19 protein-coding genes and 1 pseudogene are annotated in these 20,023 nt (G+C 57.2%); 12 read left to right on the forward strand and 8 right to left on the reverse strand.

What is annotated here, in order from left to right:
- Positions 1–16: 16 nt before the first annotated feature.
- Together ACR3XE_RS04665 and ACR3XE_RS04670 are read left to right on the forward strand one after the other, a co-directional pair.
- The gene (locus ACR3XE_RS04665) at positions 17–1,357 is read left to right on the forward strand and encodes an APC family permease (protein ID WP_473698770.1); all 1,341 of its coding nucleotides are present in this window, start codon (positions 17–19) and stop codon (positions 1,355–1,357) included.
- A 306-nt stretch (positions 1,358–1,663) separates the two neighbouring features.
- Positions 1,664–2,275: a c-type cytochrome gene (locus tag ACR3XE_RS04670; RefSeq protein ID WP_473698769.1), complete on the forward strand. Its 612-nt coding sequence runs from the start codon at positions 1,664–1,666 to the stop codon at positions 2,273–2,275.
- A gap of 57 nt (positions 2,276–2,332) precedes the next feature.
- Here the strand turns inward: ACR3XE_RS04670 and ACR3XE_RS04675 are convergent, their stop codons facing one another.
- Together ACR3XE_RS04675 and ACR3XE_RS04680 are read right to left on the reverse strand one after the other, a co-directional pair.
- A complete protein-coding gene (locus ACR3XE_RS04675) occupies positions 2,333–2,806 on the reverse strand; it encodes a YybH family protein (protein WP_473698768.1) in 474 nt (157 codons plus the stop codon).
- Positions 2,807–2,825: 19 nt separating this feature from the next.
- Positions 2,826–3,770: a copper resistance protein B gene (locus ACR3XE_RS04680; protein ID WP_473698767.1), complete on the reverse strand. Its 945-nt coding sequence runs from the start codon at positions 3,768–3,770 to the stop codon at positions 2,826–2,828.
- Positions 3,771–3,792: 22 nt separating this feature from the next.
- Here ACR3XE_RS04680 and ACR3XE_RS04685 point away from each other — a divergent pair, with 22 nt between their 5' ends.
- Positions 3,793–3,951, forward strand: coding sequence for a hypothetical protein (locus ACR3XE_RS04685; RefSeq protein WP_473698766.1), 159 nt, complete (start codon positions 3,793–3,795; stop codon positions 3,949–3,951).
- Positions 3,952–4,012: 61 nt separating this feature from the next.
- On the opposite strand, the gene ACR3XE_RS04690 is transcribed toward ACR3XE_RS04685, so the two are convergent.
- Genes ACR3XE_RS04690 through ACR3XE_RS04705 form a run of 4 tightly spaced genes read right to left on the reverse strand, consistent with a single transcriptional unit; the run spans position 4,013 to position 7,180 of the window.
- On the reverse strand, positions 4,013–5,803 hold the full coding sequence (locus ACR3XE_RS04690; protein ID WP_473698765.1) for a copper resistance system multicopper oxidase: 1,791 nt from the start codon (positions 5,801–5,803) through the stop codon (positions 4,013–4,015).
- A 52-nt stretch (positions 5,804–5,855) separates the two neighbouring features.
- Complete coding sequence (locus tag ACR3XE_RS04695) at positions 5,856–6,434, reverse strand: RNA polymerase sigma factor (RefSeq protein ID WP_473698764.1); 579 nt, start codon at positions 6,432–6,434, stop codon at positions 5,856–5,858.
- Positions 6,435–6,872, reverse strand: coding sequence for a periplasmic heavy metal sensor (locus ACR3XE_RS04700; RefSeq protein WP_473698763.1), 438 nt, complete (start codon positions 6,870–6,872; stop codon positions 6,435–6,437).
- An 11-nt stretch (positions 6,873–6,883) separates the two neighbouring features.
- Entirely contained in the window at positions 6,884–7,180 is a 297-nt protein-coding gene (locus ACR3XE_RS04705) for a hypothetical protein (RefSeq protein WP_473698762.1), read from the reverse strand.
- A 5-nt stretch (positions 7,181–7,185) separates the two neighbouring features.
- On the opposite strand from ACR3XE_RS04705, the gene ACR3XE_RS04710 reads away from it, so the two are divergent.
- From ACR3XE_RS04710 to ACR3XE_RS04730, 5 genes and pseudogenes are all read left to right on the forward strand, one after another.
- Entirely contained in the window at positions 7,186–7,692 is a 507-nt protein-coding gene (locus ACR3XE_RS04710; RefSeq protein ID WP_473698761.1) for a copper resistance CopC family protein, read from the forward strand.
- Positions 7,693–7,817: 125 nt separating this feature from the next.
- Positions 7,818–8,573: a DUF2231 domain-containing protein gene (locus tag ACR3XE_RS04715; RefSeq protein ID WP_473698760.1), complete on the forward strand. Its 756-nt coding sequence runs from the start codon at positions 7,818–7,820 to the stop codon at positions 8,571–8,573.
- Between the two features lie 49 nt (positions 8,574–8,622).
- Positions 8,623–9,090: a DUF411 domain-containing protein gene (locus ACR3XE_RS04720; protein ID WP_486185942.1), complete on the forward strand. Its 468-nt coding sequence runs from the start codon at positions 8,623–8,625 to the stop codon at positions 9,088–9,090.
- A 27-nt stretch (positions 9,091–9,117) separates the two neighbouring features.
- On the forward strand, positions 9,118–9,399 hold the full coding sequence (locus tag ACR3XE_RS04725; protein ID WP_473698758.1) for a hypothetical protein: 282 nt from the start codon (positions 9,118–9,120) through the stop codon (positions 9,397–9,399).
- A 49-nt stretch (positions 9,400–9,448) separates the two neighbouring features.
- Positions 9,449–11,758, forward strand: a pseudogene (locus tag ACR3XE_RS04730) (heavy metal translocating P-type ATPase); the annotation flags it as partial.
- Positions 11,759–11,865: 107 nt separating this feature from the next.
- On the opposite strand, the gene ACR3XE_RS04735 reads toward ACR3XE_RS04730, so the two are convergent.
- On the reverse strand, positions 11,866–12,555 hold the full coding sequence (locus ACR3XE_RS04735; RefSeq protein ID WP_473698756.1) for a ZIP family metal transporter: 690 nt from the start codon (positions 12,553–12,555) through the stop codon (positions 11,866–11,868).
- A 15-nt stretch (positions 12,556–12,570) separates the two neighbouring features.
- Positions 12,571–13,491, reverse strand: coding sequence for a cation diffusion facilitator family transporter (locus ACR3XE_RS04740; RefSeq protein WP_486185943.1), 921 nt, complete (start codon positions 13,489–13,491; stop codon positions 12,571–12,573).
- A 282-nt stretch (positions 13,492–13,773) separates the two neighbouring features.
- Between ACR3XE_RS04740 and ACR3XE_RS04745 the strand changes: the two genes are divergently transcribed.
- The 4 genes from ACR3XE_RS04745 to ACR3XE_RS04760 all read left to right on the forward strand — a co-directional run bounded on the left by ACR3XE_RS04745 (position 13,774) and on the right by ACR3XE_RS04760 (position 20,019).
- Positions 13,774–14,130: a hypothetical protein gene (locus ACR3XE_RS04745; protein ID WP_473698755.1), complete on the forward strand. Its 357-nt coding sequence runs from the start codon at positions 13,774–13,776 to the stop codon at positions 14,128–14,130.
- Positions 14,131–14,195: 65 nt separating this feature from the next.
- Positions 14,196–15,503 carry a TolC family protein gene (locus tag ACR3XE_RS04750; RefSeq protein ID WP_473698754.1) on the forward strand — a complete coding sequence of 436 codons (1,308 nt, stop codon included), beginning with the start codon at positions 14,196–14,198 and terminating at the stop codon, positions 15,501–15,503.
- 106 nt (positions 15,504–15,609) lie between these two features.
- A complete protein-coding gene (locus ACR3XE_RS04755) occupies positions 15,610–16,770 on the forward strand; it encodes an efflux RND transporter periplasmic adaptor subunit (protein ID WP_486185944.1) in 1,161 nt (386 codons plus the stop codon).
- Between the two features lie 3 nt (positions 16,771–16,773).
- Positions 16,774–20,019 (forward strand): efflux RND transporter permease subunit, encoded by a 3,246-nt coding sequence (locus tag ACR3XE_RS04760; protein WP_473698753.1) that lies wholly within the window; start codon positions 16,774–16,776, stop codon positions 20,017–20,019.
- Positions 20,020–20,023: the final 4 nt, after the last annotated feature.

Raw genomic sequence — 20,023 nt, forward strand, 5'->3', positions numbered from 1 at the left:
CGTCTCAAAGGCACAAATGATGCAAAGCAGCTCATACAACAAGAACAGTTTAACGCTGGCGGGTACGGTAGCGATGGGCACCGGTGTCATGATTGGGGCCGGAATATTCGCGCTAACCGGCCAAATCGCCGAATTATCCGGTCCACTCTTCCCGCTTGCCTTCCTGATTGGTGCCATAGTCAGCGGGTTCAGCGCCTATTCGTACATAAAAGTCTCCAATAAATATCCGTCAGCTGGCGGCATCGCGATGATTTTGAAGAAATCATATGGGCCATCAACTGTCACCGGAGCAGCCGCCTTGATGATGGCCTTTTCGATGATCATCAACGAAAGTCTGGTTGCGAGAACTTTCGGAACTTACACGCTGCAATTGTTCAACATTGGCCGCGATTCCGTGCTCGTTCCCATACTGGCAATAGGCCTGATCATTTTTGCATTCATCGTCAATATCGCCGGAAACAAGATAATCGGCGCGATCTCGTCAATCACCGCCATCTTGAAAATCGGCGGGATATTGATGTTTTCTCTTGCCGTGCTTTGGACATCTGGATTCACATTCGAATTTACACAAAGCGCTCCGAGGGGAGGGACTTCGCCCACAGGCTTTATCGCTGGGATTGCATTGGCAATATTGGCGTTCAAGGGATTTACCACTATCACGAATAGCGGCGGCGAAGTTGTGGAACCCGAGAAAAATGTCGGCCGTGCCATCATGATCTCACTCGGCATTTGTTTGCTCGTTTATATGACCGTTGCGCTAGCTGTGGGATCAACTCTTAGCATAAGCGAAATTGCCGCTGCCAAGGATTATGCGCTCGCAGAAGCGGCGCGACCTGCTTTTGGTGACTATGGCGTGTGGTTCACGGTTGCCGTTGCCATCATCGCAACGGCATCGGGGCTACTGGCCAGCGTTTTTGCCGTATCGCGTATGCTGGCGATGCTCACCGACATGAAGCTGATTCCACACCGCCATTTTGGAATGCCCGGTGGCATACAAAAGCACACGCTCGTATTCACGGTTATCGCGGCGGGTCTGTTGGCAGCATTTTTTGATCTCAGTCGAATAGCATCCTTGGGAGCGATATTTTATCTGGTCATGGACATAGTGATCCATTGGGGCGTGTATCGTCACCTCAAGGACGACGTTGGCGCGAAAGCATGGGTTTTGTTAAGCGCGATCATGCTGGATTTGATTGTCCTCGGGGCGTTTCTGGCCATGAAAGTAGCGAGCGATCCAATGATCGTTGCAATTTCATTCGCTGGAATCGCAGGATTCTTTGCCTTTGAGAGATATTATTTGTCCAAACGGCGGACCGACGACTACGCCGAAACCGGTAAGGAGGGGCACTCCCATTGATCTCGACAATTTTGATTGGTTTTCGCTGTTCGGCATAACGATACTTATGCAACGGCGAACACCCATGCGGTTGCGCTGGATCCAGCATTGCGTCACTTGGGCGCTGGTTAGGTTCCTCTGACTTCGGCAAAACCTGCTTTAGGCCGGACTAAAATATGCTGTGCAGATTGGCCGCGCCGTGGCCATGTTCATCGTGATGCTGCATCCACTCCACTGAAATGAGGGGTAAGGCTCGGACGCGCGTAATAGATGTGTAGACCGCGCGACGTCATAGGTGGGCGTGTTCTCGATCGGGGAGAATATAGGATGAGAAAATCCGGAAAATTTGATGCGGGCAAACATCTGCCCAGCTTATCGTTCATCGCGGTCGCTGCGATTGTGATCGCTGCGTTCGCCGCCGTGCTGATCTATATGGGCGTTTATAATATCGGCGCAGACGCGCCGCATAATAAAGTCGTCTACAGCTTGCTAGATGATATTCGTGATCGCTCGATCGCGGTTCATGCGCGCAGTATTGAACCGCCTGCTGATCTGAAGAGCCAGAAACGCTTTCTCGCCGGTGCCGGACTATATAACGAGATGTGCACGGGCTGCCATCTTGCGCCAGGCATGGAAAAAACCGAGATGAGTCGGGGCCTCTATCCGGCGGCTCCCGAACTCGCCAAGATGTCCGAACATTCGGCGGCACAGAAATTCTGGATGATCAAACACGGCGTGAAGCTGACGGCGATGCCTGCCTGGGGGAAAACGCACAGCGATGATCTGATCTGGGATATGGTTGCGTTCGTCGACAAACTTCCTTCGCTTACGCCCGGACAATATAAAGAAATCGTCGCCAGCGCGCCAGCGGATCATGATGAACTGATGCAGGGGATGGTTGGCGATCACCATGATGCCGATGGTCCTGCGCATCATTGATGACCCATTGAACCCTGAACGTCGTAAAAGCAGTGCCCTTGTTCGTCCTAGACCAAGCTATTTCTTGGGTGTGCGTGAGGATGAATGATATTGCGCAATCTTCCAATTTTCGTCCTGCTTCACCAAAACAGCAGTGGCAACACCTTGTCGTTCGATGGTCCGACCATCCTTTAGTTCAATGGTGTAGGTATATGATTCCGACGCCATTGCAGAGTGACCCAAGACCGTCATGTTGCTTGTCACATTGCTGAATGTGAAGCTCTTAAACTCCATCAATTCAGGCTCAAGATGATGGGCGAGGTAATTGCTGAAACTGCCTTCCGCATTGCCATTCTCGAACACTTGCGCATCTTCGGTGAAAAGTTGCTGCATATTGGTGCCATCGAGACTTTCGATTGCGTGCCTATAGGCTTCGAGCGTCTTTTCAGCTGTGCTCGTGATTGATGAAGCGGCGGCTTCCTTTTCATGGGATAAAGCCGGATAGGAAACTGCCGCAATCGCCAAAGCCAGGCCCAAAGCAATGTGTTTCAATTTACTTCCCCTATAATCATTAGAACCAGAATCGGATGCCAACTACAAAATTGGTGACACTCGGTTTGTCACCTGCGGCGCGGGCATATCGTGCGCTTTGTCCGGCTTTCCATTCCCGTTCAATGCCGACATATGGCGCGAATTCGCGGGTGAATTCATAGCGCAATCGGATGCCCAGTTCGGCCTTATCGAGACCAGACCCGATCCCCAATTCGGGAACATCCTGCGCCGCGAGGTTAAGCTCTGCGCGCGGCTGGAGGATCAGGTGCTGGGTAATCCGCTGATCATATTCCGCCTCGATGCGGGCGGTCGCATCGCCCCGGTCGGATAGAAAGGCTGCAGCATCAACCTCGAAGAGATAGGGAGCCAGCCCCTGAATTCCGACGACAGCATAGGTCCGGTCACGCGGCGCAAAGTCCTGACGGACGCCTGCCTGAAAATCGAAAAATGGCGCAATGGCGTGGCTCCATAGCGCTTGTGCCTCGGCGCTTTCGATTTTCTGACCAAAGCTGCCTTCGCCTTCGGTCTTGAACCAGAATTTGTCGATATCGCCGCCATAATAGCCTTGGCCATCCCATAAATAGCCGTTCTTGCCGTTTCGCACGCGATATTCTGCGCGGTCGGCCATCACCCAAAGCGATTTCATTCCCCCATTTTCGGTCGCTAGCTGCTGCCTGGAGCCGCGCATGGCATCGCCCCCCCAGATCGCATCGGCAGCGCGTGCCGGTCCGCTTCCTGCTTCAGGAGGCGGGGCCTCGTCGGCCATGGGTGCGGTCATGCCGTCCATGCCATCTCCCGCTCCATCCTCCGCCCCAGCCATCGCGCCATGATTCATCATGCTATGATCCAGGTCAGGCATGGGTTGCTGCGGGCTGCTTGCGTTTTGCGGCTGCTCTCCATCCATCGGGCTCATGGACTGCTCGTCCATCGGGCCATGATCCATGGTGCCATGGTCCATCGACATGGCGGCGTCCGCGGGGGGTTCGGTGGCTTTGGCGGTCGCAGGTTTCGCTAAAGGCTTGACGCTTGGTTTTACCGGAGCAGGCTTTGTCGCCACAGGCGCGGATTTCGGCTTTTGTGGCGGTTTTGCTTTTGGTTTTGCTTTCGGCGCCGGCGTATCCATGCCCGGCATGGGCATGTCATGACCCTGATGTTGGGCCAGGGCCGGGGTGGAAATGCCGATGACGAGCGTTGCAATCAGCGCCCTCATGCGTCGTCTCCCGTCGGTGATGCAACGGTAACGATTTGGAACATGCCTGCATGCATATGATAGAGAAGATGGCAGTGGAAAGCCCAGTCACCGGCTTCGTCGGCAGTCAGATCAAAGGTCGCACTGCCACCAGGCTGTACAATGACGGTGTGCTTGAGCGGTTGGTTCATCTGTCCGTTGACCAGTTCAAAGAAATGACCGTGCAAATGAATAGGGTGCGCCATCATCGTGTCGTTGACCAGTTTCACGCGCACGCGTTCATTATAGGCAAAACGGATGGGGTCATCAGAGACGGCGGAGAATTTCTTGCCGTCGAATGACCACATATAGCGTTCCATACTGCCGGTCAGATGGATTTGCATGTTGCGGGTGGCCTTGCGCTGGTCTTTGCTCGGCGTGAGCGCTGCGAGCTGCTTGTAATTGAGGACGCGGTGATCAACCTTGTCGAGCCCGATACCCGGATCACCCATACGGTCCGCTGCATTCATTGATACCATGTCGAGGCCGGGGCCGACTTTGACATCGGGTGGCAGCATCGACGTATCACGCATTTTCATTCCGCTCATGTCCATGCCCGCCATGCCGCCACTCATATCCATTTTGGCCATGTCGTCGGAGCTCATTTTGCTATGATCCATATTGGGGTCCATCGCACTGCCTGATCCGCCATGATCCATTCCGGCCATGCCCATATCCGCCATGGTCAGGATCGGCGGATCGCGAAGAGCCGGTACGTTGGCCCGCATTCCTGCACGCGGAGTCAGCGTGGCGATGCCCATGCCCGAACGGTCCATGGATTCCGCGACAAAGGTGAAGGCCGTGTCTGCGGTTGGCTGGACAATGACATCATAGGTTTCGGCGACGCCAATCTGTAGCTCGTCGGTTTCAACTGGCATAACATTCTGGCCATCAGCCTGCACCACCGTCATCGGAAGTCCCGGAATTCGCAAGTTGAAGAAGGTCATCGCGCTGCCGTTGATGATCCGCAACCGCACCCGCTCGCCGGGGATGAATAACAGCTCCAGATTGTCGGCGGGGCCATGCCCATTGATGAGATAAGTATAGGTAGAGGCCGACACGTCCAATATGTCGGTTGGGGACATCCGCATCTTGCCCCACATCCGCCGCTCTTTGCCGCTCAGATTGCGATCATCGGTGGCGGTCGTTTTCTGATAATCGAAATAGCCATCGGCTTGCTTGAGTTTTTTCATGATGACATGCGGGTGCATCGGCGTAAATTCGCTGAGCAGGACGATATATTCGCGGTCGTATGCCACTGGATCTGTCCCAGCAGGTTCGACGATGATCGGGCCATAATGCCCCGTCTGCTCCTGCAAACCTGAATGGCTGTGCCACCAATAGGTGCCGCTCTGCCGCACCTTGAACGGCGCGGTGAAGGTTTCACCCGGCTTGATACCTGGAAAGCTGACGCCCGGAACGCCGTCAAACTGGAACGGCAGAAGAATGCCATGCCAGTGGATCGAGCTGTCTTCATCGAGAGTATTGGTGACGTTGAGACGGACATCCTGTCCCTCGCGAAGACGAACCAACGGCCCGGGAATTGTGCCGTTCACAGCAATGGCATGGCCGCTGCGTCCGCCGGTTGAAAATTGGCCGCGTCCAATGGCAAGATCGATGCTGGCCCCGGAAACCTCATCAATACCTTTGCGCACAGATCCGCCGGTCATGTCCCCTCGCGCCCATGCGGGCATAGCGGAGGCGAGCCCCACCGTTCCACCAGCAAGCAAGGCGGTAGACAAAAATCGACGGCGGGGGAGAGTGAGCATGATATTTCCTGATAATGAAAGCTATATGCCCTTCAATACGTCGGAACCTGTCTCACCCCTCAAATTTTTTATATGTTTCGCGCAAGCGGTTGCGCGCCCGGTACAGGCGTGTTTCGACCGCTTTCTCCGATATGCCGAGAATATGGGCGGCTTCGGCCTGACTGGTCTCGTCAAAAGTGACCAGAACAAAGGGTTCGCGTAACGTCGCGGGCAGACGGGAAATCTCTTTTTGCAGGAATGCAAGGGCCTGCCGTGTCTGCAAATCGGCACTTGGGTCGGGTGCATCGTCGGCTATCATAAAACCGGCATCAGACTCGCTCTGAAACTCGAACAATTGCCGGACTCGGCGTTTTCTTAGACTATCACGACATTTGTTGACCGTGATGCGGGTGAGCCAGGGATGGATTGGCCGCGATCGATCGAAACTGCCCAGCTTGAACCAGGCCGCCGCCATCGCCTCCTGCACCGCATCTTCCGCATCGGAACCATTGCCCATCAGTCGCAGCGCGATATTCTGAAGGCGCGGAGCGTGCTGGCTCATCACAAGGTTGAAGGCAACTTTATTGCCCGCTGCAGCTTCCGCGATGAGGACAGTATCCGGCTTTGGCGCGCTGGCCAGCGATACCGGCACTCAAGACCCGTTGGTCAGCGACTGTGAGACCCGCTTGTCAAACGCCCTTTGCTGGTCGGGTTTCAGCAGCGCGCGCATCCGGAAAAGATGTTCGACAGTTGCCTTTTGCAAAAGCCCCATCTGAACATGCACGGCTTCTATCGCCTCGGAAACTTTGGGTCCATATTGATGTTCTTCCTCTATAGCGGCGGCAAGATTGGCATTCGCGGACCGGAGCGACAGTTCCAGAGCTTTCCTCTTGATCTCGAACCCATTTTCCAGCTTTTCAACCTGAGCTTGCTGCGTCTTGTCGAGGCCAAGTTCTTCGTGAACGAAGCTGTGTATCCCGATATTTGGTGTGTCACTTTGGCTCCAGTGTCGCGCACCAAGGGACCCAATCCAGCCCGCGCCAAGCGCCAGCACGATGAACAATATGATCTGAAGAGGTCCGAATTTCATGGAGCGGGCTATCATTGCGAAAGGTGAAGCAGGTTTGCAGGCGAATAGTCGGTACCGCCGATCAATAAATTGGTCTGGGTCATGGCCATCGCGGGCTGCTGGCTAGTTCCAAAACCTGCACCGAGGGCAGACAAGAAAATGATGGCTCCGAGCAGGCTTTTCTGACGCGAAACACGTCTATGGTCCAGTTCGCCAATACGAAGCCAGACATTGTTCTGAAACCCGTCATCGGTCAGCTGCGGTTCCGGTGAGGGAACGGAGCGCAGGCTGGCGAGCATCTCGTCCAATTCATGGTCAGATAGCGACATCGGTTTTGTCCTGTTTTTCGTTTCTGCTCTTTATACGCAAGCGCGACCTCCTTGCCCTCATATTTATTTTTGAGGGGTGGGCAAAATCACCGCGTATTGAGGACAGATACAATGAAGGAATCTACGTCATGAATCATAATGTCCGACTGACCCTTGCTGTTGCCCTTGCTGCCATGCTTCCGGCAACGCCGGTCTTGGCTCACCCGAGTCTCGTTTCGGCAAAACCATCGGCCAATGCCACGGTCGCGCCAACCAACCGTATAGATCTGGTCTTCAACGAGAAGATCATGCCCGCGAATACCCGCATGCAACTGATGATGACATCAATGCCGGGAATGGCCAATCACGCACCGATGAAGATGCCGATTTCGGTGATGATGGGAAAAGACGGCAAGTCGGTCATGGTCATGATGAAGACGCCGCTGACCTCTGGCGCATATGAATTGCGGTGGATGGCTTCGGGTGACGATAAGGAAGTTGTCAGCGGAAAATATGCCTTTCAGGTCAAGTGATTAAAGAACAATCGAAACTCCGGGTGCGGTCGCCCTTATCCCCCGCAGGCCGCATTCGGAGACCAAGGCCCGCAGGGGGGCCATTGATAAAGTAATGACCAAATTTGATGACCGGGAGGGTTGTGATGCCAATTCTGAAATTTCGCACGCTATTGATGGGTATTGTGCTAGCCATTACGTCGCTTGGCACACCGGCGTTTGCGCATAATGACCCGACCGAGATGGGCGCTGGCCCCGGAACTTCCGAAGGCCATCATAAAGACGCAATGGGCCGTGGTGACACGGCGCAAAGCGCCGAAATGCAAAAGATGATGGACGAGGGGACCATGCCGATGATGCCCGGTGGATCGGCACCTGCCGTGTCAGAAGGCGATCATATGGACGCGATGGATCATGGCGGCATGATGGGGCATGACGAAGCAGACGATAACAGCGACAAGAGCTTTGGTGAGCGCTTGTTCATATGGCTCGGTAAGCTGCATATCGTGGTGATCCATTTTCCGATCGCCATGATTGTTGCGGCCTTTGCGGCCGAGGCTTTCGGTGTTGCAGGCGGCAAGCCGGACTGGCGTTCGGCCGCACGGATCATGCTGGTGATCGGGGCGCTTGGCGCGGTGACAGCCGCATTTTTGGGTTGGTTTGCGGGTGGTTTTTATCTTTACGACCGCAATCTCATCCTGACGGCGCACCGTTATCTGGGTATGAGTGTCGCAATAGGATCGGTTCTGCTAGCCTGGGCTGGGCTGCGTCGCTTTCACCACAATCGTAGCGAAGAACGCTTGTTCGCTGCGCTGCTGGGGCTGCTGACCCTCGGGGTGTTGATACAGGCCTTTCTGGGCGGCACCTTCATGCATGGCGGGCTCCGCCATATGAATTTCTGAGAATGTCTGCCGCATAAGCGACAGCTTTCAGTATCGGAAGGAGAAGAAGATGTTCGACTATGTTCGCAAGCTCAAGGCACACCCCCTTCTGGCGTCCTTGCTCATCGCCTCGCTTGCCGCTTGTACCAGCGCCGCGCAGGCCGCACCGCTTGTCATGTTCCGCGATCCGGGATGCAGCTGCTGCGAAAAATGGGTGGGTCATATTGAAAGCCATATGGGTCAGAGTGTGGAAATCAGGGACAGCGACAATATGAGTGCCGTGAAAGACGCTAATGGCGTGCCGCAGGCCTTACGCTCTTGCCACACGATGAATGTCGAAGGCTTTGTGATCGAAGGCCATGTGCCAGCCCGTGACATCGCCAGATTGCTGCGGGACAAACCTGCCGGAGTGAAGGGGCTGGCTGTCGCCGGCATGCCGGTTGGCTCACCCGGAATGGAATATCAAAACCAGACGCAGCCTTACCATGTCATGGCGTTCGGTGACGCGGCACCGCGTGTCTTTGCATCCTATCATTGAGGTATTGCCTCCGAAAGGGCGATAGAAATGACCAACATCTCGATCCGCAGTCAAATCCTTGTCTGGGGTTGGACACTGAGTCTTTTCTTGCTGTTCAGCTATCTCGTCTGCATTGGCTTTGGTATTTTGATGCCTGAATCGATGCATATGCACGAAGCTTGGGCTCCGCTGTTGCCCGGATTTAGATGGCTCACCTGGCCTGGATTCCTTGCCGGTGCAGCCGGAAGCTTTGCCTATGGCTGGTATATTGCCGTCATTTTGATCCCGCTTAAACAAGGGGCCACCGGCATGCTGTTAAAAGGAAAATGATTGTGGCTGACACGTCTCCCAATGATCATGCAGGCCATGATCACGCCACTCCCGTTCTGCGTCTCAAGTTCACGACCCTGTCTGCGGTATGACCGTAGAGCCGGAAAAGACCGCAAATCATGCGCGGCCTGCTACGCAGGAATATCATTTCTGTTCGGCCGGGTGCCGTGAGAAATTTGTTGTGGATCCTGAGCATTACCTTGCCGGAAAGCATAGGGAGACCTCTGAGGATGTTCCGGCAGGAACAATATATACTTGTCCTATGCATCCCGAAATCCGGCAAGAGGGACCGGGCTCCTGTCCGATCTGCGGGATGGCGCTGGAACCTGAAACCTTCAGCCTCGATACCGGGCCGGATCCGGAATATATCGACATGCGCAGGCGCTTTTGGGTCAGCGCGGTGTTTTCCATTCCCCTGTTCATCTATGCGATGGGCGATCTTATTCCTGGCAAACCGCTTGCGGGCCTGCTCCCACCTGACTGGGCGCAATGGGCACAGCTCTTGCTGGCATCACCTGTTGTCTTGTGGGGCGCATGGCCCTTTTTTGTGCGCGGCGTGAACTCGCTCAAGACCATGAACCTCAACATGTTCACGCTTATCGGGCTTGGCGTCGCTGTGGCTTATGGTTTCAGTCTGGTCGCAACACTCTTTCCAAGCATTTTTCCGGCAGCGTTTCGCGGTCATGATGGCGGCGTTGCCGTTTATTATGAAGCCGCTGCAGTCATCACCACGTTGGTCCTGCTAGGGCAGGTGCTGGAACTAAAGGCTCGCGGACAGACATCGAGTGCTTTGCGGGCGCTACTCGAACTGGCTCCGCCAGTCGCCTTGCGCGTCGGTGCGGATGGATCAGAAGAGGAAATTTCGCTCGAACAAGTGCAGTCTGGTGACAGCCTGCGCGTTCGTCCGGGCGATAAGATTCCTGTTGATGGCACCATTGCCAAAGGGTCAAGCACGATTGATCAGTCGATGATCACCGGCGAGCCGATCCCGGTTGCCAAAGTCGAAGGCGATGATCTCACCGGCGGAACGGTCAACCAGACCGGTAGTTTTATCATGACGGCCGAGCGCGTGGGTAGAGACACACTTCTCGCCAAGATCGTTCAGATGGTTGCCGAAGCGCAGCGCAGTCGCGCGCCCATTCAGAAACTCGCCGATACGGTTGCTGGCTTTTTTGTGCCTGCGGTGGTCCTGATCGCTGTTGCCACATTCATCATCTGGGCCATTTTGGGGCCTGAACCCGCACTGGCTTACGGCCTAGTCAATGCGGTTGCCGTCCTGATCATCGCTTGCCCCTGCGCACTTGGCCTTGCCACCCCAATGTCTATCATGGTTGGCACTGGCAAAGGCGCGCAAAATGGCATTTTGATTAAAAGTGCCGAGGCGCTCGAAACCTTTGAGAAGGTCGACACTATCGTTGTCGACAAGACGGGCACGCTCACCGAAGGCAAACCAAAACTGGTCTCGGTCGAGCCGGTACAAGGCTTTGACGGCGATGAAATGCTGGCGCTTGTGGCTGCTATCGAGATGGCAAGCGAACATCCGCTAGCGGCAGCAATTGTCGCAGGCGCAAAGGACAAGGGCCTGACGTTTCAAGCAGCAACTGATTTCCAGTCGATGACAGGCGAGGGGGTCGAGGCGACCGCGCAAGGCAAGCGCGTCGCCATCGGTAACGAAAAAATGATGGAACGGCTCGGTGCCATGCGCGAAGATCTGGTCGCGAAAGCGCAGGACGGCCAGTCCCAAGGTCAGACGGTGATGTTTGTGGCCGTCGATGGAACGCCGGCGGGTCTCATCGGCGTCGCCGATCCGATCAAGCCGACCACAGCGGAGGCGATCAAGGCGCTGCACAAAGCCAATATCCGCGTGGTCATGCTAACCGGTGATGCCGAAGCTACCGCGCAATCTGTCGGCAAGGCGATTGGCATCGACGAAATCCACGCCAACGTATCACCTGAAGACAAGCATCGCGTGATCAGCGAACTGCAAGCGGATGGGAGAATCGTCGCAATGGCGGGTGACGGTATCAATGATGCCCCAGCTCTCGCCAAGGCCGATGTGGGGATTGCGATGGGCACCGGCACCGACGTGGCGATGGAAAGTGCGGGCATCACCTTGGTCAAAGGTGATTTGAGCGGCATCGCCAAGGCGCGCCATCTCAGTCAACAGACGATGGGCAATATCCGGCAAAATCTGTTCTTTGCTTTTATCTATAACGGCCTGGGTGTTCCGGTCGCTGCCGGCATTCTTTACCCTTGGTTCGGCATCTTGCTCAGCCCGATGATCGCTGCAGCAGCGATGAGCCTCTCCTCGGTCTCGGTTATCGGCAACGCATTGCTATTGCGACGGAAAGAGTTGTGAGGACCACGGCTTCGCATGATCAGCCTTTAATAGGGTCCTGACATGATCGGGATCGGACCCGGTGCCTTTGCCCGTCATTGGGACCGCTCAACGAGAGAGACGTCGCGTCAGTTCGGCATGAGCTCTTCCAATATCAGGATGAGCAGAAGTCCGGCGAAAAACATCGCCGTGATCAGCGGTGTATCCGGCTCTTCATGAGCCTCGACCAGCAACTCCTCTGTCACCAGATACAGAAGTGCCATCAGGCCAAAAGCATAGAATCCGGTGAGAATCGGCGCCGGCAATCCACCGATTGGGCCTCCGGCGAGAGCGCCAATCGGCAGGCTCAAACCAATGGCAGCCGTAATCGCGACGACTTTGATACGCGAGGGGATTGCTTCGACCAATTCCCCGGCGAGGGTAAGGCCGAGAAAAAGAACCTCGATGGTGAGCGCAATCGTCAGCAGCAACCCTTGTCTGGCCCCTGCCACAAAACTGATCCCGAGCACCATGCCATCGATCAGGATGTCGATCCCCGTTACAGCGGCGATGGAAAAAACACCCGTTGCACGGCGACCGATTGTCTTGATCATCAGCATCGCGGCAACACCGGCTGAAGCACCGATGACAACTGCAACAAGCGACCCGCTGTGTTTGACGTCCGGCAGAATTTCGCTTGCCGCCGCGGCAAACACCACGCCAGCGGCGAAGTGCTGAACGCCGCTTTTGAAAGCGGCCCCTGGCCGCCGCACAACGGTCCAGACTGCGCCGATGATCAATGCAAGGAGCGGGATGGCCGTGAAGGCAATGGTTTGCATCCGCTCTACTCCAGATCAAACGACGTCGTGCGGTCCTAAAGCACAATCTGCTTCGTTACACTCGATCTGCAGGGTCACATGACCGATACCGAAATGCTCCTTGAGTGACTTCGCTGTATCGTGAAGGAACCGGTCCCGGTCATGGGCATCGGGCATGACCAGATGCGCGGTCATGGCGGTTTCGGTGGTGCTCATCGCCCAGATATGGAGATCGTGGACGCGGATCACCCCGGTTCGGGACGCAAGATGTTCTTTCACCGCGCCCGCGTCGACTCCGTTAGGAACCGCGTTCAGCGACATAGCCAGCGATTCTTTCAACAATCCCCAGGTGCTCCAGACAATTACGCCGACGATGACCAAGCTTGTAACCGGATCGATCCAGTTCAGCCCGGTAAATTGAATGGCGAGGCCGGCAATGACAACGCCTGCTGATACGGCGGCGTCAGCGGCCATGTGCAGGAAAGCCCCCCGGATGTTGATGTCGCCCTTGCGACCCGACACGAACAGCAACGCTGTTGCGGTGTTAATGATGATACCGATCCCGGCGACGATCATGACCGTGGTCCCGGCGACAGGCTGGGGATCGCCAAATCGCTGAATGGCCCCGAGGCTTATTGCGCCTGCGGCAAATAGGAGCAGAATAGCGTTGGCGAGCGCCGCGAGGATCGACGTTCCGCCCAATCCATAGGTGAAGCGATCGGTCGGGCGCTTACTACCCAGAATGACCGCGCCCCAGGCAATGGCCAGTCCGACCACATCGCTGAGATTATGACCAGCGTCCGCCAAAAGCGCCAGCGAGTTGCTGAAGAAGCCGTAGGCGGCTTCGATGATGACGAACGCAATATTGAGCGTGATGCCGATTGCGAAGGCCCTACCAAAAGTGGCGGGCGCATGGCTGTGGCCAGCCTGTGCATGGCTATGGCCATGATCGCTCAATGGTCGGTTCCTTCATGTAAAGAATGCGCCGGTGTCACCCTATCCGCTGCTCATATCTTATTCGCGTACGTGAATTAAGTATAAATCACATCATTGCAAATAATTTTCTCTTTATAATGATATTACATAACAGATTTTCATGTAAAACTTGCTTCATATTTTTAATTCATGCCATGTGATAACGTTACAAGTTTTAATATGGAATGAAATGAAGAAGCGGGTCGTAGCGCAGCAAAGTTTTTCTTTTCAATGCGTGTGGGCGATGCTAGGGGCGCGATTGCAATGAACCGGATACTCATCCTCGTCGCAAGTTTGTTTCTGCTGGCCGGTACGGTCGTGGGTTCGATCGCAGATGCGCTGGAACCTAGCGAAGGAATGCAGGGTCTTAGTTTGTCACACGAGGCACAAAGAGACTATGCTCCGCAGGAATCCAGCTTCGAAAAATCCAAGAAATCCAGCTCGGACGACGGAGTGCAGCCGGGAAATTATGAAGGCTGCCACGGTCACTGTGTAGGAATCGCTGCCGATGTTATTGTGGGTGACGGCGACATATTGCGACGCGACGAGGCGCCTCGTCTCTTAATGGCCAAATTGCCGCTATCGACCTTCATCGGGACCTTTCGACCCCCAATCGCCTGACGACCATTTGATTTGCGCCTGACTTTGTCGGGCATGCAGCTTGGTACGTCAGGAGTCTCCCTTTCATGAAGAATTTCTTTGTCGCCGCGACTTTCGCGGCGCTTGCGGCGAGCGTTGGTGCCGCGCCGTCCGTTGCGCAGGACAGGCTATCGCAGAACATCGGGCCGCCAGCCACGCCCGGTGCGCCTATGCCCTCGGGGCCGCTGCCGGCGCGCTTGTCGCTTGCTCAAGCCCTTGAAGAAGCCGAAGCGCGCTCGCCAAGGATCGCCGCCGCCCGTGCCGAAGTCGAGGCCGCGCGTGGGCGCGCGCGTCAAGCGAGTTTCCGGTTCAATCCCATCCTCAATATCGATGTCGAGAACTTCGCCGGAACGGGACCTTATTCGGGTTTCAACGGCGTCGAGACGACGGTTTCGGTAAATCAACGGCTCGACCTCGGCGGGCGCCGCCGTTCGCGCATGACGCTTGCCGATGCCGAACTCGCCGCGGCCTATTATCGCTTGGAGATCGCGCGCGCCGATCTGGGGTTCAATGTTCGCAATCTCTTTGCGCTCGCAGCTGCGGCGCGCGACAATCTCGCCCTGGCGCGGGACAATGAGGTTCGCGCACGCGAGCTCGCCCGGGTCGCACAGGTGATGGTCGATACCGGCAACGAGCCACCGCTCCGCGGCCTTCGAGCCGATGCTGCCCTCGTTCAGGCGGCGGCGGCGTTACGGACAGCCGAATCTGACGAAGCGTCTGCCCGCCGTTCGCTCGCGGCAGCGCTGGGCGCCGACGCGCCGCCCGCCGCGCTGCGGGATGGCGATTTGTGGGTGCAACCGAGACAGATCGACCCGCGCAGCACCCTCGATGTAAAACTCGCCGAAGTTGAACAGGTCATCGCAACTGCAAAATTGGGACAGGCGCGCGCGGAAGGCCGCGTCGATCCTGCGGTGGGCATTGGGGTGCGCCAGTTGCGCGAGACCGGCGACAGAGCCTTAATTGCCAATGTGTCGATACCGTTGCCGATATTCGATCGCAATCAGGGCAATGTTTCTGCGGCCAGGTCCGATATCCAGGCTGCGACCGCCCGGCGCGAGAATGTCGTGATCGTGGCACGGGCCCAGATCGCCAACAGCGAAGCCGAACTGGCAAGTGCCGAGGCACGCGTCGCGGCGCTTGAAGGCAGCGGCGTCGCCCAAGCGCGCGAAGGGGTGCGACTGGCAGAGCTATCCTATCGGGCGGGCAAATCATCGCTCATCGAATATCTCGATGCCCAGCAAGCCTATGCTGACATGCAGGCTGCTCTCATAAGGGCTAGACGTGACCGCGCCGAAGCGCGCGCGGAACTCTCGCGTCAAGCGGCCGGACGGGTCGACGGGGAGCAGGCGCCATGACCGCGACCCTCGACGCCCCGTCCATATCTGCATCGCATCACTATTCCGGCTCGACCCCGCCATTACCGGGTTCCCTGCCGCACGTCATCGAATCTGGAGATACGCAATGATCACGAAAGACAAGCGGCTGCTCGGCAGCGTGGCCGGCGCCATCGCGCTCGCGGCCGCCACCGGCTTTACCGTGGCGCGCTGCACCGCTGACTCAGCGCCTGCTGAAAATGCAGCCACGGCACAAGCCGAACCGGAGGCCATGCCCGACCATCTGGATATGACCGATGCCAGCATTCGCTCGTCCGAGATCGGCGTCGAGGCTGTAGGCACCGGCGGGCTTGGTTCGGAAATCATCGCGCAAGCGACGGTAACGGCCTCGCCTACCGGTGAAGCCGTCGTCACCGCGCGTGCCGGCGGTGCGATAACCCGCGTGTTCAAGCGCCTTGGCGATCCCGTCCGTGCGGGCGAAACGCTCGCTATCGTCCAAAGCCGCGACGCTGCGCAGATTGCGGCGGATCGGTCCGTCGCGGCAGCGCGATCGCGTCTTGCACAACGCAATCTTGCTCGTGAACAGACCCTCTTCGAACAAAAAGTGTCGGCGAGGGTGGATCTCGAGCAGGCGCAGGCCGAGGCCGCCGTCGCCAGCGCCGAAGCGCGGCGGGCGCAGGCCGCTGCAACCGCCGCCCAGATTACGCGCGATGGCAGCAGCGTTATCGTCGCAAGCCCGATCTCGGGTCGGGTGACAGCCGGGAACGTCAGTCTTGGTGCTTTCGTGCAACCCGAGACCGAATTGTTCCGGGTCGCCGACCCTTCGCAAGTGCAGATCGAAGCGGCGGTGGGGCCTGCCGAGGCGCAGCGTCTAGCGGCGGGCGACCGTGCGGTGGTCGAGCTCGCCAGCGGTCGGACGATCGAGGCGCGTGTCCGCGCCGTCACGCCGGGCCTCGCTGGCGACACACGCTCGGCAACGGCGGTGCTCGACGTGACCGGAACCCTTCAACCTGGCCTTGCGGTCCGTGTGCGGCTGATGCCGAGCGTGGGCGCCAAACCCTCAGACAGCGTCGTCATTGCAGAAGAAGCGCTGCAAACGCTCTCCGGTCGCGACGTGGTTTTCGTGCGGACAGAGAAGGGGTTTCGGGCGCGTCGCGTGACCATAGGTCAGCGCAGCGCCGGAAGGGTTGAAATTCGCGAGGGACTTAAGCGCGGCGACATGATCGCTGTCAAAAACGCATTCCTGCTCAAGGCCGAGCTCGGCAAGGGCGCGGGCGAGGAGGAATAAGCCATGATTGCCAATCTTATTGCCCTCGCCGTCCGGGCCCGTTGGAGCGTCGTATTCCTGTTCCTCATCATCGCCGGTTTGGGCATCTGGCAATTGACCAAATTGCCTATTGATGCGGTTCCGGACATCACCAGCAACCAGGTCCAGATCAATACCATCGATCCGCGGCTTTCGCCGGTCGAGATTGAAAAGCTGGTCACTTATCCGGTTGAAATTTCGCTCGCCGGGATTCCCGGTCTGGAAACGACCCGTTCGATTTCGCGCAACGGGTTCAGCCAGGTAACCGCGATTTTTTCGGAATCGACCGATCTTTATTTTGCCCGCCAACAGGTCGGCGAAAGATTACGACAGGCGACAGGAAGCCTGCCCGATGGCGTACAACCGCAAATCGGGCCAGTGACAACGGGGCTTGGCGAAATCGTGATGTACACGGTCGGTTTTGACAATCCCGACGGAAAGGGAGCCAAAAAGGTTGCGGGACAACCGGGATGGCAGCCCGATGGAAATTATCTGACGCCTGAGGGCGATCTGCTCACCGATGATGTCGCCAAAGCAGGATATCTGCGCACGGTCCAGGACTGGATATTGGGACCGCAGCTGAAATCCGTTTCCGGGGTGGCCGGGGTCGATTCGATCGGCGGTTATGCCAAGACCTTTGTCGTCGAACCCGACCCTACAAAGTTGGCCAATTTCGGCATTTCCTACAGCGAGCTTGGTGAGGCGCTTGAAAAGGCCAATCTGGCGGTCGGAGCCAATTATTACAACCGCGAGGGCGAAGCCTATCTGGTCCGGGTTGATGCGCGGGTGCGATCGGTTGATCAAATTCGCAATGCGGTCGTCGCCTCGCGTGGCAGCGTTCCGGTGATTGTCGGGCAAGTCGCCGATGTCCGCATCGGTGGCGATTTGCGGACCGGCGCGGGCAGCCTGAATGGCAAGGAAGCGGTGATCGGCACCGTGCTTATGCTGATTGGCGAAAACAGCCGAACCGTTGCGCAGGATGTTTCAGCAAAGATCGACCAGGTGGCGAAGACGCTACCGCCGGGCATTAACGTCAAGATTGTCCTTGATCGCGCCAAGCTGGTCAACGCGACGGTGGGGACGGTGGAACGCAATCTGACCGAAGGCGCACTGTTGGTTGCCGCCTCCTTGTTCCTGTTGCTTGGCAACTGGCGCGCAGCAATTATTGCCGTTCTTGTTATCCCTTTTTCGTTTCTGATGATGGCTATGGGGATGAACGCCTTTCGCGTCCCGGGCAATCTGATGAGCCTGGGCGCGCTCGATTTCGGCCTGATCGTCGATGGTGCGGTGATCATCATTGAAAACTGTCTGGCCAGATTGTCTCATCGGCAAGAGGCGGAAGGCCGGTTGCTGGTGTTGCACGAACGGTTGGAAGAGACGATGCACGCCGCGCAGGCTATGATCAAACCGACCGTTTTCGGGCAAACGATCATCCTGTTGGCTTTTACACCCTTGCTGATGTTTACCGGCATCGAGGGCAAAACCTTTACCCCGATGGCCATTACCATCATGCTCGCGCTCGCGGCGGCATTTGTCATTGCCATCACGCTCGTTCCGGCGCTGGTGGCGCTGCTGATACGCGGACGGGTCTCGGAGAAAGAGGTGTGGCTGATCCGCAAAGCCAAGGATCGGTATCTCCCGCTTCTGGACAAGGCAATCGCCCGGCCATGGCCCTTCATTCTGGGAGGCTTTGCCTTTTTTCTGGCCTCGCTGCCGGTGTTCGGGATGCTGGGATCGGAATTTATCCCGCAACTTGACGAGAAAAATCTAGCGCTCGCCTCGACGCGGGTGCCATCGGTAAGCCTCGAACAGTCGGTGGCCATGCAGCGCAAGGTTGAGGCAGCGCTTAAAAAACTGCCCGAAGTGGAGCTCGCCTTCTCGAAGACGGGGACCGCCGAGGTCGCCACCGATCCCATGCCTACCAATGTGTCGGATGGCTTTGTGATCCTGAAACCGCAGGACCAGTGGCCGGCAGGCGTCAAGACCAAGGCGGACGTTATCCGGCGGATCGAAAAGGCTGCAGGCGGTCAACTGGGTCAGCTATACGAAATCAGCCAGCCCATCGAACTGCGCTTTAACGAGTTGATCGCGGGCGTTCGCGGGGATGTCGCGATCAAACTTTATGGTGACGACCTCGACAAAATGTCGCTGGCGGCGAATGAAATGGTGCGGGTATTGCAGGCCATTCCAGGCGCGGGCAGCGTCAAAGCCGATCAGGTGGGTGGGGCGCCGATGCTGGACGTCCAGCTCGATCGCGCCATGATCGCGCGTTATGGCCTGACCGTTCAAGAGGTTTCCGACACCGTCGCAGCGGCATTGGGTGGCCGGGAATCAGGCCTTTTATACGAAGGGGATCGCCGCTTCGATATCATAGTGCGGGTTCCCGATGCGGTCCGCACCAATTTGGATGACATTCGGACGCTCCCGGTGCTCCTGCCGCAAGAGGACGGCCAGACACGACAGCAAATCCCGCTCTCGCAAGTGGCCCAGATCCGCTTCACCGAAGGGCTAAACGAGGTGCGACGCGAAAATGGCAAACGGCGGATCGCGGTGCAGGTCAATCTGGAAGGGCGCGACGCGGGTTCGTTCGTTCAGGAAGCCCAGGCCAAGATCGCGCAGGTTAATCTGCCCGCTGGCTATTATCTGGAATGGGGCGGACAGTTTGAAAGCCTGCAGGCGGCAACGAAGAAGCTGGCGATCGTCGTGCCGTTGGTCTTTGTCGGCATATTCGGTTTGTTGTTCATGGCACTGGGCAGCTTCGGCCGCGCGGCGGCGGTTTTTCTGGCGGTGCCGCTGGGTCTTGCCGGCGGGATCTTCACGCTCGCCCTCACCGGGATCAATTTCTCGGTTTCAGCGGCGGTGGGCCTGATCGTTCTGGCTGGCGTTGCGGTTCTTAATGGTCTGGTCGTGATGACCGCCATTCGCGAACAGCTCCAACATGGTTTGTCCTTGGCCGAGGCTATCCGCGCCGGGATGGCTGACAAGATGCGGGCTGTGTTGATGACCGGTTTTGTTCCGGCGATCGGCTTCGTTCCGATGGCGCTGGCGACGGGCACTGGCGCTGAAGTGCAGAAGCCGCTCGCAACCGTGGTGATAGGCGGATTGATTGCGGCGACGATATTGACTTTGCTCGTGCTTCCGGCGCTGACCAAGGTTGTGCTCGGCACGAAGTGGGGGTGGCGCCGCAAAAGACCCGAAGACATCGCTCCAGTCCCTGCAACGATCGAATGATGGA

The sequence above is a fragment of the Sphingopyxis sp. 10G20-10 genome (assembly GCF_057365075.1).